We start from the raw sequence: 15,028 nt of genomic DNA on the forward strand, positions 1-15,028 counted from the left end.
ACGTACCTTAATACATACATGTCAAACTCATGTACATCGTTTCATATAGTATATTTCGATTATACCAAATATACGTTCTGTTTTCTATCGTGGAATGGAAAACAGAACATTTTACTGTATGTACCATTATTAAATAACGCTGAATATTCATTATTCGAATATCACATTTTTAGTTATATCATCAAAGACTCATCCATATTATGTAAATGCATGCATCGTAATGAGTATATTTAATAAAGTTAAATGAAACTGGGGAGACTTGCGCAAATGGGTGAGAAAACAAGCAAAGCTATAAAACCCCCACTGATTAAAGTTTATTTTTCTTGGTGCTCCGCTTCCCATTCACTTAAATACGTTGCATATTCTAATTCATCTGGATCATCATATAACATAGAAATAAACTCTAATTTATTTCCATCACAATCTAGAAAATATACGCTTGCAGCTGGCATCCACCTTTGGACAATTGGCTCTTCATTTCCTTTCCCCTGACTCCCTACTACCTCTATTCCACGTTTTTCTAACCACAATTTAGAATTCTTTAAAAACGCTACATCTACACGAAAGGCGAAGTGTTTCGTCTCAAAATCTTCATTACTATGTACTTCCCATAATCCAAGCATTTGTTCTTTATTTTCTCCTACCCATAAGAAAGCAACCCGCCTTTTCGATAGTTTTTTTGCTAATATTAAACCTAACTTATTTTGATAGAAATCTATCGCCTTTTCTAAATTTCTTACATGTAAATGCGTTTCATATATGCTTTGTATCATTATGATTCCTCTCCCCCTACATTCCAATTTTTTGAAAACATTTTGTTTTTATCATACAAATAAATACATTTGAAATCATCCTACTTTTGTATAATTTCCCCTTACTACAAAGGTATATATCTAGCATTATCATTTATATCCCAACACCAAATTTCAATCAAAAACACATTTACATTCTAGTAAATACATTCTTAAATTTTTATAATGTAATAAGAGTGACATCTTAACAATAGAGGAGGAACCATTCTGGATAAAACCAAAGTTATGGCTTATTTTAGTATAACGGGTGATATATTCCCTGTTGAAGCAATTACCGACGCCCTAAATATCGAACCTACAAGAACTTATAAAAAAGGTGATATTGTCGCAAGACGTGATAATCCAAATCTTGTATCCACAAAAAAACTATATAGAAAAGAGACGGATTGGAATTTAAGCACTGGCTATCAAGAATCATACGATATAAATAATCAGTTGCATGTTATTCTAAAATCACTTGAAGAGAAAACAGAACCATTAAAACAGCTTAAGAAAAAATATGATTTAGAATTTCTATTTATGGTAGTCATTCAAATTGAGAATAACGAATCACCCGCAATGTATTTACAAAAAGATATACTTGATTTCGCTAGTTCGATTCAAGCAGAAATTCATTTTGATCTATATATTTACTAAAAATAAAAACGCTATTGATGTTAGAATCAATAGCGTTTTTTTATGTGACTAGATGTGTGAATTATTTTGTGAGAACAAAGCAGATTCATTTTTATGTAACTTTTTTCACTTTGATTTCCCCGTCTATCTTCACTTCATAAAAGGTTGGCTCTTCCATACGACGAGATGGCGTCCATACGTGATAAACAGTCTGTATTTCACGCTTTCTTCAACGAAAACAGAATATAAATTTTTTCAATTTCATGCGATTCTTCTAAAATCCATGAGGTTTGAGCTAAAAGCTTCTGTAATCCTTCCAATCCAAGATATCTAATTTGCACGCCAATAAACTCTGTAAACCCAAGGTATCCTGGATTAACATATGCTCGGTCGAAAATTAACGAACCCGTCACCCTGGCATCCGCTGGGGAATTTTCAAAGAAACGGTCTAAATTCTCAATAATATCCGAATCCGAACCATACTCAAAAAGCCCCCCCTCCGATGAACAGAGCTGAATCCAACCTGAATGATCCAAGCTCATTTTTAATAATGACTCCGATTGGCTCCAGTTATAATGTATTGTGTTAAGTGTTATATCAAGGCCATAAAAGCGTTCTCCCGGTTGCTTCAAAGCATCGATGCACCGCTTTGCGAAATTAGGGCCGTACGTATCAATATCTAAAATGTTAATTCCAATCTTTCGTCCCTTAAGTAATTCTGGGTCCGATTCCTGAATTAAAATCAAAGTATTGATACTGTCTGCAGCAGCTCCACCAGCAATATTAAAAAAACAAAGGCCACGTTCAGGAAACGCCCTAAGCTGAGGCAACAAAAGTTCCGACTGCTGTCTGCAAAGATCCCTCAGCCTAATCCGAAGTCCCATAAAAGAGGTTTGCTTTACCGCCCACTTGTCCCGGAAGCCTAATTTTATCCCCTTACTTAAATCAGGTCCAAGTTTGTACAGTAACGTACGCATACCGCTAAGATAGGAATCATCAACATTCGACATTTTCACAAAGATGTTCTGAATAAAACCCGGCATCTTTTTTAATGATTCAATGCTCCGTGCTGATTTAAGGCAATTCAAATGATACGCCTGTTCATCAATACTTGCGTTGAACAAGGGATGCGTAATATCCAAAATCGGTAGTTTCATTTCATTCTCAAAAACCGCATAAAGAATTCGCTCATTTTGATTTCCTTCCATATTTTGAACTCCACCTCGCTTGCACGCTGAATTTTGAATTAACAAAAATCCAAAGATAGTGTAACTGCTCTTCCAGGAAGATTTAACGTTACGATTACGCATTTTCTATACAAAAAATATAACTATTTATAGTATGCTTTATGATATTATTATTTTCTTCCAAATGACAAAATTGATGGCGTACGGATTAACCAGCACTCGGCGTATTTACCTATTTCCCTTTGCAAAATTTTAGCTTCTTATAGTTTTAGCTCTATAATCCATGCCCGAACAACTAACTTCATCCTCTCTAGAAAATATCCATTCATTCTATTCAATTCCTAATCTACCTATTCCTTCATTACTCAGTAACAAAACAAGCCACCCAATTCAAATGAATTGGGTGGCTCTATACTATAAAGAGAATTTGCTATTTGTATTACTTCAATTTCCCCTCAAAGACAATCTTTCTACCGCACGGTTCCACTACTGTTTTGCCGTCTTTCTTCACTTCATGAAAGATTGGCTCTTCCATGCGGCGAGACGGTGCATAGCCTTCTTGTTCCATACGTGCTAAGCAGTCTGTAATTGTTTCGTTTTCGAGTACTTCAAATTTCTTTTTATTAGGTTGTTTTGTCATGCCCTAACCTACTTTCTATTTTTCTTGATGCGAATTGATTCTTCATGTAGATCATATATAACATTGCGAGAATTCCTATTATAATCATAACCGCAATAAAAAAGCTTGTATACTGTATTTTTTCTATAAATACGCCTCCTAATACAGGTCCCAGTATACTCCCTAAACTAAAGGCGATTCCAGCTAATATATTACCTGCTGGCAATAAGTGTCTCGGTAATAAATCTGTCATAAATCCAAGTCCTAACGAGAAGCACGATCCAATGACCATACCAGCTAACAACATGCAGGCAAAGACGATCCAGTAATATTGATCAAATACGGCTGCTAGCAAGAAAATGCCCGTACTTATGCTGAACGTCCACGTTAAAATACGGTCCCTTCCGTATTTGTCACTTAATATACCGAGCGGAATTTGTGTAATAATGCCCCCAACTGCAAATGCTGGTAATAAGAAGGATACTTCTGAAACAGACCATCCTTTACGAAGCGCATATACTGGTAAGTTACTGTTTAACATTGCTTCCAGTACGCCATATGCAAGTGGTCCCAGCAGTGCAATCCATCCTAATCCAACAACTTGTTTATAACGAGAAAAGGATGATTCACTCTTCACTTCTCTTTCATCTTGCGCCGGGAATGCATTTTTCGTTGGCAGTAATAACAGCCAACCTATTAAACAAAGTACAGTAGATATAATAAATGGCGTTGCAAGACCGTACTGTACAGTGCTTGCTAAATACGGACCGACGGCAAAACCAATTCCGAAGAATACACCGTATATCGATACTTGTCTCCCAATTTTACTCGGGTCTGATGTTGTCGTAATCCATGTTTGTGTTCCGACATGAAGCATATGATCTCCGACTCCAACTAGAAATCTAAGGATAAACCATACCCAAAACGAAAATGTTTGTGTAAAAAAGAATAATGAAATAATAACGAGAAATCCACCAATAACGATAATTGGCTTCATTCCAAATTTTTGCATCGGTTTTTCAAGAAACGGCGAGATTACTAATATCCCAATATATAGTGCCGTCGCATGAATACCGTTAATACTTGAACTAACCCCTTCTTGTTCAAAAATCATTGCAATGGCCGGTAAGAGCATACCTTGTGACAAACCTGAAATTGCTACAATCCCAACCATAATCCAAAAAGTAAAACGCAGTGCCATCCCTTTCCCTCTCCTTCTCACTCTTTCCACTTTTCATTATAAACTGTTTCTGCAAATGCGTGTACGAATATTCGCAATTAAAAAGAAGCTAAAAGAATGAATCTTTTAGCTTCCTATCCTTCCCAAACTTGTGCTTTCACATTGTTATGAAATTGCTTGAAGTACGGATTTTTATAAAATGCAGTTCCATATACGTGTTGCTGTGCGCTAACGATTGGTTGTTGCGGATATTGCATTTGTAACGGAACTACAGCTGGTGAAATCTGCATATACAGCGGAGCTATCATCAATTTTGTATATATATGATGATTATATGGTGAATGCGCAATTAAGAGCGGATGATGCATGGATAATCTCCCCTTTTACATACAATGTTATAGCATATGCAATACCTTTCATTTCGGGGATTATTTCTGTTCTAACCAATCCTCTACATGCTTTATAAATACATCTAAACAATCAATAAACGGTGAATGACCGCAATCTTCTAATAATTGCAATTCAGCATTCGGCAAATGTTTCGCTAACTCCTCACCCACTACTTGCGGTACGACATAATCTCTGTCACCTTGTATGACAAGCGTTGGAGTTTTAATACGATGAATTTGCTTATTTCCCTCTACAACCCCGTTATGTTCATCCGAAATATTAAATGTAATGAGCGCATAATTCACATCTACGAAATTACGTTGCGTTAACATATCGTCTAAATACTTTTCATAACGATCTGGTTCAGGTTGATTATGTGTATATATTAATAGATTCCATACTGTTCGGTAATATAATTTATTCATATTTTTTATCGCATCTAGCACTGGAGCAATTTGTACAGGATCTTGTGCAACCTCTTCCTTCGTCTTTACTAAACTTGATACGATTGGCTGCCCGTTTATATCTTTTTTAAAAATTGGATATCCCTTCATGCCCACCGCTTCTACTAAAATTAACTTTTCGACAAACGTTGGATGATTCGCTGTAAATTGCATCGCAACACCACCGCCCATTGACCAGCCCATTAATGAAAATTTCTCTAGTTTTAATTGATCAATAAATAGTTTTACATCTTCTGCAAAATCTTGTATGGAATCTATCGCTTTATTATATGTTGATTGACCAAATCCTCTTAAATCAAGAGCGTAAATATGGTATTGATCTTGCAGCTTTTCAATGACTAAATCCCAATGTTGTGACGATGTCATGTTTCCGTGAATGAGTACAAGAATTTCTGCATTTTGCCTTCCAACTTCCTGATACGCAATCGTTTCTCCGTTCGATAGTGAAACAAACTCCATTGTTGCAGGCTTAATCATCACAAGTTCCCCCATTCTTTTTAATAGAAAGAAAATTCTTTACTTAATTAAAGAATAACATGCAGAATGTATGTTCTCAACAAAAAAGCGATACGAAATTTTTACATAAATCAACATGTCTATTACTAGACAATTATAATAAAAAAGTATATAGTTAGCTAGGTAACTAATTTGAAAGGATCAACATACATGGACGAAAAACAACATTTTTTTCACATTGTCAGCCAGACTTCTCGCAAGTTTACGAAGAAATTTAATGAACGCGTATCTCCCACTGGGTTATTTAGTGCGCAATGGGCTGTAATTTTCCGTATTAATCAAACTGGTTCTTGTACGCAAACAGAATTATGTCAGTATTTAAATGTTGAATCACCAACGATGACTCGTACGTTAACACGTATGGAAACGATGGGATGGATTATTCGTACTGAAGGAAAAGATCGCCGTGAGAAGCTCATTTCTTTATCAGAAACAGCGATAAAGATGATTCCAATATGGCAAGAAGAAGTTGATACTTTCGAAGAAAAAACGCTAGAAGGTATTAACGAAGATGATTTACATCAAGCATTTCAAGTGTTACAACAAATTATTAAAAACTTAGATTAAATTGGAGGGATGACGATGCAAAGTGAGAAACTTTGGACGAAGGATTTCCTCGGAACTTGTTTTAGTAGTCTATTTCTCTTCTTAACATTTTATATGCTTATGACTACTTTACCCGTCTATGTAATAGACGGCCTAAAAGGAAAACCTGAGGAAATTGGTTTAGTTGCAACTGTATTTCTTATTTCATCTGTATTATGTCGACCATTTACAGGAAAATGGCTCGATGATTTAGGAAGAAAGAAAATATTATTTATTTCACTTTCTTTATTTTTAGCTGCTACTGTTATGTATTTCGGTGCGCAAAGTTTATTTTTATTACTTGCACTTCGCTTCTTACATGGTATTGGGTTTGGGATGGCAACAACTGCAACTGGTACGATTGTCACAGATGTTGCGCCAGCTCATAGACGCGGCGAAGCACTTGCCTATTTCGGCGTATTTATGAGTTTGCCGATGGTAATTGGTCCTTTTTTAGGTTTAACAATTATTTCTCATTTTTCATTCACTGTACTATTTATCGTTTGTTCCATATTTTCATTGCTTGCATTTTTATTAGGACTACTTGTAAATATTCCGCATGAAGCACCTGTAAGCAAACAAAAACGAGAAAAAATGAAATGGAAAGACTTACTTGAACCATCTTCTATTCCAATCGCTCTTACAGGATTTGTTTTAGCCTTTTCTTATAGTGGCATTTTATCCTTTATTCCTATTTATGCAAAAGAGCTCGGTTTAGCTGACATTGCAAGTTACTTCTTTATTTTATATGCACTTGTTGTTGTCATTTCTCGTCCATTTACAGGTAAGATTTTTGATCGCTTCGGTGAAAATGTACTTGTTTATCCAGCTATTATTATTTTCACAATTGGGATGTTCATTTTAAGCCAAGCACAAACTTCATTTTGGTTCCTTGGCGCAGGTATGTTAATCGGTTTAGGTTACGGAACATTAATTCCTAGCTTCCAAACGATTGCGATTTCTGCAGCTCCAAACCATAGACGTGGTTCTGCGACAGCTACGTACTTCTCATTCTTTGATAGTGGTATTGGCTTTGGTTCTTTCATTTTAGGTATCGTCGCAGCGAAATCAAGTTACCATAATATGTATTTCATCGCAGCCATTATCGTTGCGTTCACTTTACTTCTTTATTATGGATTACACGGACGAAAACAAAAGTTCAAGAAACAACATACAGACGGAAAAGTTTCCGCTTAACATAAATAAGGAAAGTAAACTTCCCCGTTTACTTTCCTTATTTTGTATTTCTTTCAATTGAAGCGTATACTTATAATAGAAAAAACAAGGAGGGACCGATATGAAACTTAAAAAATCTCCCCTACTCTTACTCATAATCACATTTATATTTGTAATTACAGGGCTCGGTTTTACATACTTCAAACATAATAAAACGACTCCATCGAAAAATAACGTGACGAAGAAAAATTGGATAGATGACCCGTACTTACGTTGGTCGTATACACATATGAAAGAATTCACTTTAATTAACGAGGTGAAAAATAACCCGGATCACGTTTTTCACTTCTCTACCGCATTGCAAAACTTAGACGATTTTGCTGTGGACCGTAGATTTGGAAATACAACTCCTCTAAAAAAACTTTTAGATGATAACAAAACGGATGCTTTCGTCGTTGTACATAATGGACAACTTGTATATGAACGATATTTCAATGGATATAACGAGAGCGAACCTCATGGTATGGCGTCATTAGCAAAAGTATTTACCGGGGCAATTATACAATCTCTCGCTGAAGAAAACCGTATTGACTTAGAAAAAACAGCTGACACATATATAAAAGAATTAAAAAATACACCGTTTGGTAAAGCCTCGCTTCAGCAATTATTGGATATGCAAGTTTCTATAGAATATCCTACTCACGGATATGAACATCCAGCATTAGAAAATCAAGATGCACAACTATATTTAGCGAGCAATATTTTACCTCGAGGTAAAAATTACGACGGCCCGATGAAAATTTATGATATGTTACGAGAAGCAGAAGAAACTGCACCGCCTGGTTCTGATTTTTCTTACGATAACGGATCAGCAGAAACACTCGCTTGGGTGATTCGAACAATCACTGGTAAATCATTAGCTGAAAATGTTAGTGAGCGTATTTGGTCTCAAATTGGTATGGAAGAAAACGCGTATTACGTAACAGATGAAACAAAAGTTGAACAAGCTAGTGCTGGTTTAAATGCAACTGCTAGAGATATGGCTAGATTTGGGCAATTACTATTAAACAACGGGGAATATAACGGAAAACAAATTCTCCCTTCTTCTATTACTGAAGATATAAAAAATGTCCAAGAAGGTGAACTTGCAGTTGGCCCTGGCGCTTCCATTTCTTATCATAATCAATGGTGGATTCCGCACAATGAACAAGGTGCTTTCGAAGTGTTAGGTAGTTACGGACAAACACTTTACATCGATCCGAAAGCGAATATGGTAATTGTCCACTTCTCTTCTAATGCTACGCCAAGTAATGAAATCCATTCCGTTTACTCCAATATGTATATTGATATTGCACATCATTTAGAGAAGCTTCCACAGTAGTGGAAGCTTTTTCTTATTGCTTTTTTATTTTATTCTAGTAACGTACTAACCTTCATATCGAAAATTATTTTGAATTCTGCTGTATGGTTAGTGAAAAAACTAATTTTGAATCTGAAATGCTGTAGCATCTAGAATTCGAATGTGCTTAAAGATCCTGTCTTTCCATGAATTCTTTTCTCATGTTAGTCTCATACGAACCACACTCTCTCCACACACTTTTTAAAAAGAAGCATGGGTAAACTAATAAATATAAATTAGGTATCCACCAAGACATATCAAAATCTAAACGGATTGTCCAAAATGCTAGCGCTTGTAATCCTGAACAAAAAGTTAAAATTAATGATAAGAACGCAAAGTGACTCCAAATATGTTTTTGTTTAGAATGTAAATACAAACTTAGAAATCCCGTTAACGAGATTAACAAATCCAAGGGTAAAAAAGACCAGTTCCATGCTACTAAAATAGGATCTTGGTAATCTTTAAACAAATATTCTTGCGGAATCATATGAAAAATTGTTATGAGCCAATATACAACAAACCCAAGATCAGTAATAAGGAAAAAATACTTTAATCGATTCAATGTATACGTTCCTCCACCATTTCTTTTTTCTTCGCTTCATGTGCCGTACTATTAAAATTTAATATTACGACTCCAACTAAAATAAAAAGAATTGCTAGTATCTTAATTATATTGATACTTTCTCCAAAATAAATAAAACCAATTGTTGTAATCGTTACAATTCCCATACCTGACCATACCGCATATGCAACGGACATTTCCATCCCCTTTAATGCAAATGACAGAAATGCAAAACTTACTACATAAAATACAAAAATAAGAATGCTTGGTACAAGTTTCGTTAATCCATCAGATAGTTTCATTGCAGTTGTACCTGCTACCTCAAATAAAATTGCGAAGCATAAATAAATCCACTGCATTATTCTCCCACCTTCTATTTCGGATTAGAAATTCCGTATAGTAACATATCCATAATCGATTCAAGCATACTTCCCAATGTATAATCACTCTTTTCAATAAACATAGGATCATATATGCGATTCAGTGCCCCCAAGTATACTTCAATAAAAAACGGAATTTGAATTTTTCTTATGCTTCCTTCTCTCATTCCCTCTTCTATTAAACTAATTACAGTAGACCACCCTTCACGTAAAAACTGATCTAATTTTAACCATTGGTAATAATGATGTTTTTTTAGTTCTACTAATAAACGTGCATCCATGAATGTAAATTGTTGTGGAATACAAATTAAAATGAGCCTTATTTTTTCAACTGTTTGTAACGTATCATCTTCAGCGATATTTTTTTCCTTTTCTTGAATACTTTCTATTACATTACAAATAACTTCATCTACTATTTCATCTTTTGAAGAAAAGTGCTCATAGATTGTCCTCTTACTAACAGCTAATTGTTTTGCTAAATCACTAATTGTAAATGTAAACCCCTTCGTTTGAATTTGATGAATTGTTTCTGTTACTATTCTTTGCTTCATAATCCGCCTCCCGAACCCTTGGTACCAATTTGTTTTTTTTAGTACCATTTCATTTTACAATATTTAACACAATCTATCCAACTAATTTTTATAATTTTCTAACGTTTAACTTAAAATAAGTTAAACGTTAGAGAGATGAGGAGCATTCTTGCATATTCAACAATCCAGTGAATAATTGGATAACACTCATACATGAAGCTTTAAATAAAGTTAAATGCAGCTCTATAAGGCTATGTTGGTATATGTTCTTTTTTAGCTTGATGGGGAGAAACCCCGATCTACTTTCACCTAAGTAAAAAAGCACCCTATAAACCGGGCGCTTTTCTCCAACCTAATGACTAATAGTAGCAGTTGGATATAATGTTGTTCCTCCAATTGAAACCTTTATTTCATTTGTTAATGGAACATTTTGTTCATTAATAATGGTTCTCCACCATTCCCATGCAAGACCTGTACATTCTCTTGCTACAATTTTTATATTTTTTGAATTTGGTGGAAGAGGGATTACCGTAGAGTAATGAGCTGTTTTGTCTTTGCCACTACCTTCCCATGTTTTATGTGTTAATACTTCTTTTCCATTTTGATCAAATGTGAATTCATCCCAAGATACATCAAATTGAGCAACATATGCACCGTAATGATCAAGTGTCATTTTTGCACTTGAATATTCTGTCGTTGTCGTCTCGATATAATCTGTATTGTTATGAACAGCAGCAGTTGCATTATCTTTTAAGAAAGTGCTTGTATATGAAATTGGGTATGCTGGATTTTTAAAACTTAATTCAGCATTATCTTTAATAATATTTCGAATTTCATTGAAATCTTTTGTAACAACCTTGTTATGCTCTTTCGCATCTCCGCCTAATACGACAGCAGTAAAAGTACTTTCTTCAAAAATATCTTTGTACTGTCCACTCGTTTCGACACTGTTATTCTTCAGTAAAGCTTTAAAAGCAGCTTGTACATCTTTACTCTTAGATGTTGTTTCTAATTTTACATAAACCGTTCTACCATAAGCTACATTTGAGACCATAACAGGTGGAGCTGAATTACTTACTCCTTTACGAGTTAGCTCATCAAAAGTAACACTATTATCAAATAGATCGGATGGATTGTTAGGTAGTTCAGCACTTACGGTATAGAATATTTGCTTATATGCCGCCACCATCACTTTTTTCTCTCCATTTGCAACTGCATTAAAATCAATGTTCAGACTGTTATCAAGATATTTCGCATTAACATTAAGAGCACTTGCGATTTGTGATTTACTATACACCATAGATTCTGTATACTGCATTCTTGCAGCTAACGTATGTGTTGCGGAATACTTTTCATTCCAAGTAGATACTAAATCATCTACTGCTCCAGCTACATTACCATATGTCGGATTTTGGACAGTGATTGTATTTTCTTTTCTCATACCAGGTAAGTCTATACTAATATTCAAAGGCTTTCTCTTAGCCACTAATAAACTCGGTTGATTGTCTGCAAAAGCTTTATTGGCAAGTTGTACAGCTCCTGGATACGTGCGATTTGCTACAGAATCAATAATCGAAATATCGACTGGTGACGTTGTAAGTGATTTTTTCTCACGTTCCACTACTACAAATTTACCATTTGAATTGATACTTTCTTTCGGAACAAAACTCTCTACTTTATCACCATTTACAGCTAAAACCTCTTGATTATTATATGTAAGGTTTGCTATACCAGTATCAATGCTACTAGCATTTTTAGCTATATCAGTTGCACGACCGGCTTGTGTTTCTGCGAAAGAAATAGATGAATAATTAAGAGTGCATAGACTAACTAATAAACATGCAAGGAACTTTCTTCTTTTGGTATTTTTCTTAATATTCAGAAAAATCACCCCGTTCTTTTTTTAGTAAGACATGATAGCTAACGAATAAACTTACATAAACGCTTTTAAAAGTTCTTGGACTAAAGGTATTACTCCACCTAAAAATTTTAAAACGGCCATTGCGATTTCCATATTACTTCCTCCTCTTTGCTGTATTAAGATGTTTTGTATATTTATGCTTTCATTATAATAAGCTTTTACATTTGCATCAATTCATTTTTATATGCAATATTTCATATTGAGGAAAAGCAACTTTTTCTGCCAGGGTGATGATGGTACTACTCTTCTTGACAATATTTCAATCTTCATAAAACATCAGAATTTTCTAAATATAAAAGGTTATGAACGAAACAACCTCGAATAATTGTAATACATATACATAAGGAGGTTGATCTATTTTGTTTCGTTCTTTTACTAATGGCTGCGTAGCCTTAGTGCAACGTTTCTTGCCAGAACCGTTTATTTTATCATGTTTATTAACCGTATTTGTTATTTTCTTCGGCATGTTTGCAACGCATCAAACACCTGTGGAAATGATTAATCACTGGGGGAATGGCATTTGGGGACTTCTCGCCTTTTCTATGCAAATGGCACTTGTACTCGTGACAGGATCTGCTTTAGCAAACGCTCCTCTCATTAAAAAATGGTTAACGAAAGCTGCAAGACTACCGAAAACGAATGGACAAGGTATTATTGCCATTTCAATCGTAAGTTTACTAGGGGCGTACATAAACTGGGGCTTTGGTATTGTTGTATCTGTTTTATATGCAAAGGAAGTAGCAAGGCAACTTGAAGGATTAGATTATAGGTTAGCCATTGCCTCTTCTTACTCTGGATTTCTCATTTGGCATGCGGGGCTTTCTGCTTCTATCCCTCTCACGTTAGCAACTGGAGGCGAAACGTTAATGAAAACGACAGCTGGAAGTATTAAAGAAGCGATTCCAATAACAGAAACGTTATTCTCACCATACGCTCTCGTGCCAGTTATTATTTTTCTCGTTACGATGCCTCTCATTAATAAAGCGATGCATCCAGATGAAAAACATACGATAACGGTAGATCCTAGCGTATTCCATGAAGAAGCTGCCGCTCAAGAAGTAGGGAAAAATACGTTCGCTGAGAAAATGGAAAATAGTATCATTATTACACTTTGCGTTGGATTGTTAGGTCTCATTTATATTTTCAATTACTTTTATACGAAAGGCTTTAACCTTACACTTGATATCGTTATTTTTATGTTATTAATTGCTGGACTTATTTTCCACCGTACTCCGATTCAATATATTCGTGCTTTTTCAGATTCTACAAAAAGTGCTTCTGGTATTTTACTTCAGTTTCCATTTTATGCAGGAATTATGGGCATGATGATTGGAGCAAATAGTGAAGGACTTTCACTTGGAGGAGCTATTTCAAATTTCTTTATTAGTATTTCAAACGAAACAACTTTCCCGCTCTTTACTTTTTTAAGTGCTGGCATCGTTAATATTTTCGTTCCATCTGGTGGCGGTCAATGGGCTGTGCAAGCACCCATTATGATTCCAGCTGGTGCTGAACTTGGTGTACCTGCTGCAAAAACAGCAATGGCCATTGCATGGGGCGATGCTTGGACGAATTTAATTCAACCTTTCTGGGCATTACCCGCATTGGCAATAGCTGGTTTAGGCGCTCGTGATATTATGGGATTTTGCGTCGTGAACTTACTATATGCAGGATTTATCATAAGTCTATGTTTCTTATTTATTTAAACGAAAAGCTAGTTTTATACTAGCTTTTTTATATAATAAATCTCTTATTTCCCACGCAATTTATAATCGTTTCCCACTCTACCTCCGTAAGATGTAATGACTCAAATGCAAAAAAATCTCCGCAAATTTTTCCGATCAGGTGTGGATGTTCCCTCAAAAAATTCCACTGTAACACTTTAGGAAGAAAATATGTTTCATATTCTTTACTTCCCATTACTACCTCATCAACTTCTCTTTCACAAATCCCTCTTATTAAATAATCATTTCTTAATTGTTTTTGAATTTGTTCAAACGTTTCGCTACATTTTTTCAATTGAAGTAAACATGTAATATACGTTCGCAAAAGTTCGTTGTCATCCCCGCAACACTTTATAATACGTTCCATTTCATTCATAGTGTACGAACCTTTTCTTCTATTTGTAATAACCACTTTTCCCGCTTCTCTCGTTTACTCGTTTTTACAGATTGAAATACTGACCGTTTTATATCGCGAATGCCGCAAAAACGTAAAACACCTCTCTTCATTATAATCCAATCTGCTGATCGATATAGTAATGCGACGTACCATAACGGTGAGTCTAACGTATTAATTACCCATGCCTTCTTACCTTTCAATAAGCCTTTCGGCAGGGCCCCTTCATATTTATAAGCAAATCCAGCTACGAAAATGCGATCAATAAACCCTTTTAAAATAGCTGGCATCCCCCACCACCATATCGGATAGATGAATAGAAGCATATCTGCTTCTTCTACTAATGTTCTGTACCGAGCTGTTTCTTCTTCATTTACTAAATCACGTCTTTTCTTCTCTTCATTAAATACAAGGACGGGATCAAATTGTTCTTTATATAAATCAAGTACTGTAACCGAATGATTAGTTTCTTGCAATCCTTTTTGCACATGCTCTAAAATCGCCGCGTTAAAGCTTGAAGGACTAGGATGGGCGTATACAATTAGTACATTCACTACAAAACAACTCCCTCTAT

17 protein-coding genes are annotated in these 15,028 nt (G+C 35.1%); 5 read left to right on the top strand and 12 right to left on the bottom strand.

From position 1 onward, the window contains the following. Positions 1–314: 314 nt before the first annotated feature. The gene (locus ACTFRN_RS14475) at positions 315–773 is read right to left on the bottom strand and encodes a VOC family protein (protein ID WP_014893591.1); all 459 of its coding nucleotides are present in this window, start codon (positions 771–773) and stop codon (positions 315–317) included. A gap of 264 nt (positions 774–1,037) precedes the next feature. Here ACTFRN_RS14475 and ACTFRN_RS14480 point away from each other — a divergent pair, with 264 nt between their 5' ends. After that, positions 1,038–1,448, top strand: coding sequence for a DUF4279 domain-containing protein (locus ACTFRN_RS14480; RefSeq protein ID WP_000323208.1), 411 nt, complete (start codon positions 1,038–1,040; stop codon positions 1,446–1,448). Positions 1,449–1,645: 197 nt separating this feature from the next. Here ACTFRN_RS14480 and ACTFRN_RS14485 read toward each other — a convergent pair whose 3' ends face one another. From ACTFRN_RS14485 to phaZ, 5 genes are all read right to left on the bottom strand, one after another. Continuing rightward, a complete protein-coding gene (locus ACTFRN_RS14485) occupies positions 1,646–2,635 on the bottom strand; it encodes a hypothetical protein (protein ID WP_074568154.1) in 990 nt (329 codons plus the stop codon). Between the two features lie 418 nt (positions 2,636–3,053). After that, positions 3,054–3,254 carry an NETI motif-containing protein gene (locus tag ACTFRN_RS14490; RefSeq protein WP_000166303.1) on the bottom strand — a complete coding sequence of 67 codons (201 nt, stop codon included), beginning with the start codon at positions 3,252–3,254 and terminating at the stop codon, positions 3,054–3,056. Beyond that, a complete protein-coding gene (locus ACTFRN_RS14495) occupies positions 3,238–4,434 on the bottom strand; it encodes an MFS transporter (protein WP_088106703.1) in 1,197 nt (398 codons plus the stop codon). Before ACTFRN_RS14495 ends, ACTFRN_RS14490 begins: the two co-directional genes overlap by 17 nt. 113 nt (positions 4,435–4,547) lie before the next feature. After that, the gene (locus ACTFRN_RS14500) at positions 4,548–4,781 is read right to left on the bottom strand and encodes a hypothetical protein (RefSeq protein WP_000546488.1); all 234 of its coding nucleotides are present in this window, start codon (positions 4,779–4,781) and stop codon (positions 4,548–4,550) included. A gap of 60 nt (positions 4,782–4,841) precedes the next feature. After that, entirely contained in the window at positions 4,842–5,759 is a 918-nt protein-coding gene (gene phaZ, locus ACTFRN_RS14505; RefSeq protein WP_140383370.1) for an intracellular short-chain-length polyhydroxyalkanoate depolymerase, read from the bottom strand. Positions 5,760–5,933: 174 nt separating this feature from the next. Here phaZ and ACTFRN_RS14510 point away from each other — a divergent pair, with 174 nt between their 5' ends. From ACTFRN_RS14510 to ACTFRN_RS14520, 3 genes are all read left to right on the top strand, one after another. Further along, positions 5,934–6,350: a MarR family winged helix-turn-helix transcriptional regulator gene (locus ACTFRN_RS14510; protein WP_000343675.1), complete on the top strand. Its 417-nt coding sequence runs from the start codon at positions 5,934–5,936 to the stop codon at positions 6,348–6,350. A gap of 15 nt (positions 6,351–6,365) precedes the next feature. After that, the gene (locus ACTFRN_RS14515; RefSeq protein WP_001190316.1) at positions 6,366–7,565 is read left to right on the top strand and encodes an MFS transporter; all 1,200 of its coding nucleotides are present in this window, start codon (positions 6,366–6,368) and stop codon (positions 7,563–7,565) included. Between the two features lie 100 nt (positions 7,566–7,665). Then, on the top strand, positions 7,666–8,925 hold the full coding sequence (locus tag ACTFRN_RS14520; RefSeq protein ID WP_074615427.1) for a serine hydrolase domain-containing protein: 1,260 nt from the start codon (positions 7,666–7,668) through the stop codon (positions 8,923–8,925). Positions 8,926–9,070: 145 nt separating this feature from the next. Here the strand turns inward: ACTFRN_RS14520 and ACTFRN_RS14525 are convergent, their stop codons facing one another. The 4 genes from ACTFRN_RS14525 to alo form a co-directional block, all read right to left on the bottom strand. Continuing rightward, positions 9,071–9,505: a YvaD family protein gene (locus ACTFRN_RS14525; protein ID WP_001080901.1), complete on the bottom strand. Its 435-nt coding sequence runs from the start codon at positions 9,503–9,505 to the stop codon at positions 9,071–9,073. Next, positions 9,502–9,864, bottom strand: a complete 363-nt coding sequence (locus ACTFRN_RS14530; RefSeq protein ID WP_001198602.1) for a DMT family transporter — start codon at positions 9,862–9,864, stop codon at positions 9,502–9,504. Before ACTFRN_RS14530 ends, ACTFRN_RS14525 begins: the two co-directional genes overlap by 4 nt. Positions 9,865–9,878: 14 nt before the next feature. Continuing rightward, positions 9,879–10,436: a TetR/AcrR family transcriptional regulator gene (locus ACTFRN_RS14535; RefSeq protein ID WP_000813648.1), complete on the bottom strand. Its 558-nt coding sequence runs from the start codon at positions 10,434–10,436 to the stop codon at positions 9,879–9,881. A gap of 331 nt (positions 10,437–10,767) precedes the next feature. After that, positions 10,768–12,306, bottom strand: coding sequence for an anthrolysin O/cereolysin O family cholesterol-dependent cytolysin Alo (gene alo / locus ACTFRN_RS14540; RefSeq protein ID WP_088106705.1), 1,539 nt, complete (start codon positions 12,304–12,306; stop codon positions 10,768–10,770). A gap of 389 nt (positions 12,307–12,695) precedes the next feature. Between alo and ACTFRN_RS14545 the strand changes: the two genes are divergently transcribed. Then, a complete protein-coding gene (locus tag ACTFRN_RS14545; protein ID WP_000490036.1) occupies positions 12,696–14,042 on the top strand; it encodes a short-chain fatty acid transporter in 1,347 nt (448 codons plus the stop codon). A 28-nt stretch (positions 14,043–14,070) separates the two neighbouring features. Here ACTFRN_RS14545 and ACTFRN_RS14550 read toward each other — a convergent pair whose 3' ends face one another. Both ACTFRN_RS14550 and ACTFRN_RS14555 read right to left on the bottom strand, forming a co-directional pair. Further along, positions 14,071–14,436 carry a group-specific protein gene (locus ACTFRN_RS14550; protein ID WP_124878361.1) on the bottom strand — a complete coding sequence of 122 codons (366 nt, stop codon included), beginning with the start codon at positions 14,434–14,436 and terminating at the stop codon, positions 14,071–14,073. After that, positions 14,433–15,008: an NAD(P)H-dependent oxidoreductase gene (locus ACTFRN_RS14555; protein ID WP_001101657.1), complete on the bottom strand. Its 576-nt coding sequence runs from the start codon at positions 15,006–15,008 to the stop codon at positions 14,433–14,435. The genes ACTFRN_RS14550 and ACTFRN_RS14555 overlap by 4 nt, the downstream gene beginning before the upstream one ends. Between the last annotated feature and the right edge of the window lie 20 nt (positions 15,009–15,028).

Source organism: Bacillus cereus group sp. MYBK245-2, from assembly GCF_051916145.1.
Classification (GTDB): domain Bacteria; phylum Bacillota; class Bacilli; order Bacillales; family Bacillaceae_G; genus Bacillus_A; species Bacillus_A pacificus.

Excerpts from the sequence above, each read along its gene's own strand:
- ACTFRN_RS14480 (WP_000323208.1), top strand. The coding sequence starts at position 1,038 with ATGGCTTATTTTAGTATAACGGGTGATATATTCCCTGTTGAAGCAATT.
- ACTFRN_RS14515 (WP_001190316.1), top strand. The coding sequence starts at position 6,366 with ATGCAAAGTGAGAAACTTTGGACGAAGGATTTCCTCGGAACTTGTTTT.
- ACTFRN_RS14495 (WP_088106703.1), bottom strand. The coding sequence starts at position 4,434 with ATGGCACTGCGTTTTACTTTTTGGATTATGGTTGGGATTGTAGCAATT.
- ACTFRN_RS14500 (WP_000546488.1), bottom strand. The coding sequence starts at position 4,781 with ATGCATCATCCGCTCTTAATTGCGCATTCACCATATAATCATCATATA.
- ACTFRN_RS14490 (WP_000166303.1), bottom strand. The coding sequence starts at position 3,254 with ATGACAAAACAACCTAATAAAAAGAAATTTGAAGTACTCGAAAACGAA.
- ACTFRN_RS14530 (WP_001198602.1), bottom strand. The coding sequence starts at position 9,864 with ATGCAGTGGATTTATTTATGCTTCGCAATTTTATTTGAGGTAGCAGGT.
- phaZ (WP_140383370.1), bottom strand. The coding sequence starts at position 5,759 with ATGGGGGAACTTGTGATGATTAAGCCTGCAACAATGGAGTTTGTTTCA.
- ACTFRN_RS14520 (WP_074615427.1), top strand. The coding sequence starts at position 7,666 with ATGAAACTTAAAAAATCTCCCCTACTCTTACTCATAATCACATTTATA.
- ACTFRN_RS14510 (WP_000343675.1), top strand. The coding sequence starts at position 5,934 with ATGGACGAAAAACAACATTTTTTTCACATTGTCAGCCAGACTTCTCGC.
- ACTFRN_RS14475 (WP_014893591.1), bottom strand. The coding sequence starts at position 773 with ATGATACAAAGCATATATGAAACGCATTTACATGTAAGAAATTTAGAA.
- ACTFRN_RS14535 (WP_000813648.1), bottom strand. The coding sequence starts at position 10,436 with ATGAAGCAAAGAATAGTAACAGAAACAATTCATCAAATTCAAACGAAG.
- ACTFRN_RS14550 (WP_124878361.1), bottom strand. The coding sequence starts at position 14,436 with ATGAATGAAATGGAACGTATTATAAAGTGTTGCGGGGATGACAACGAA.
- ACTFRN_RS14485 (WP_074568154.1), bottom strand. The coding sequence starts at position 2,635 with ATGGAAGGAAATCAAAATGAGCGAATTCTTTATGCGGTTTTTGAGAAT.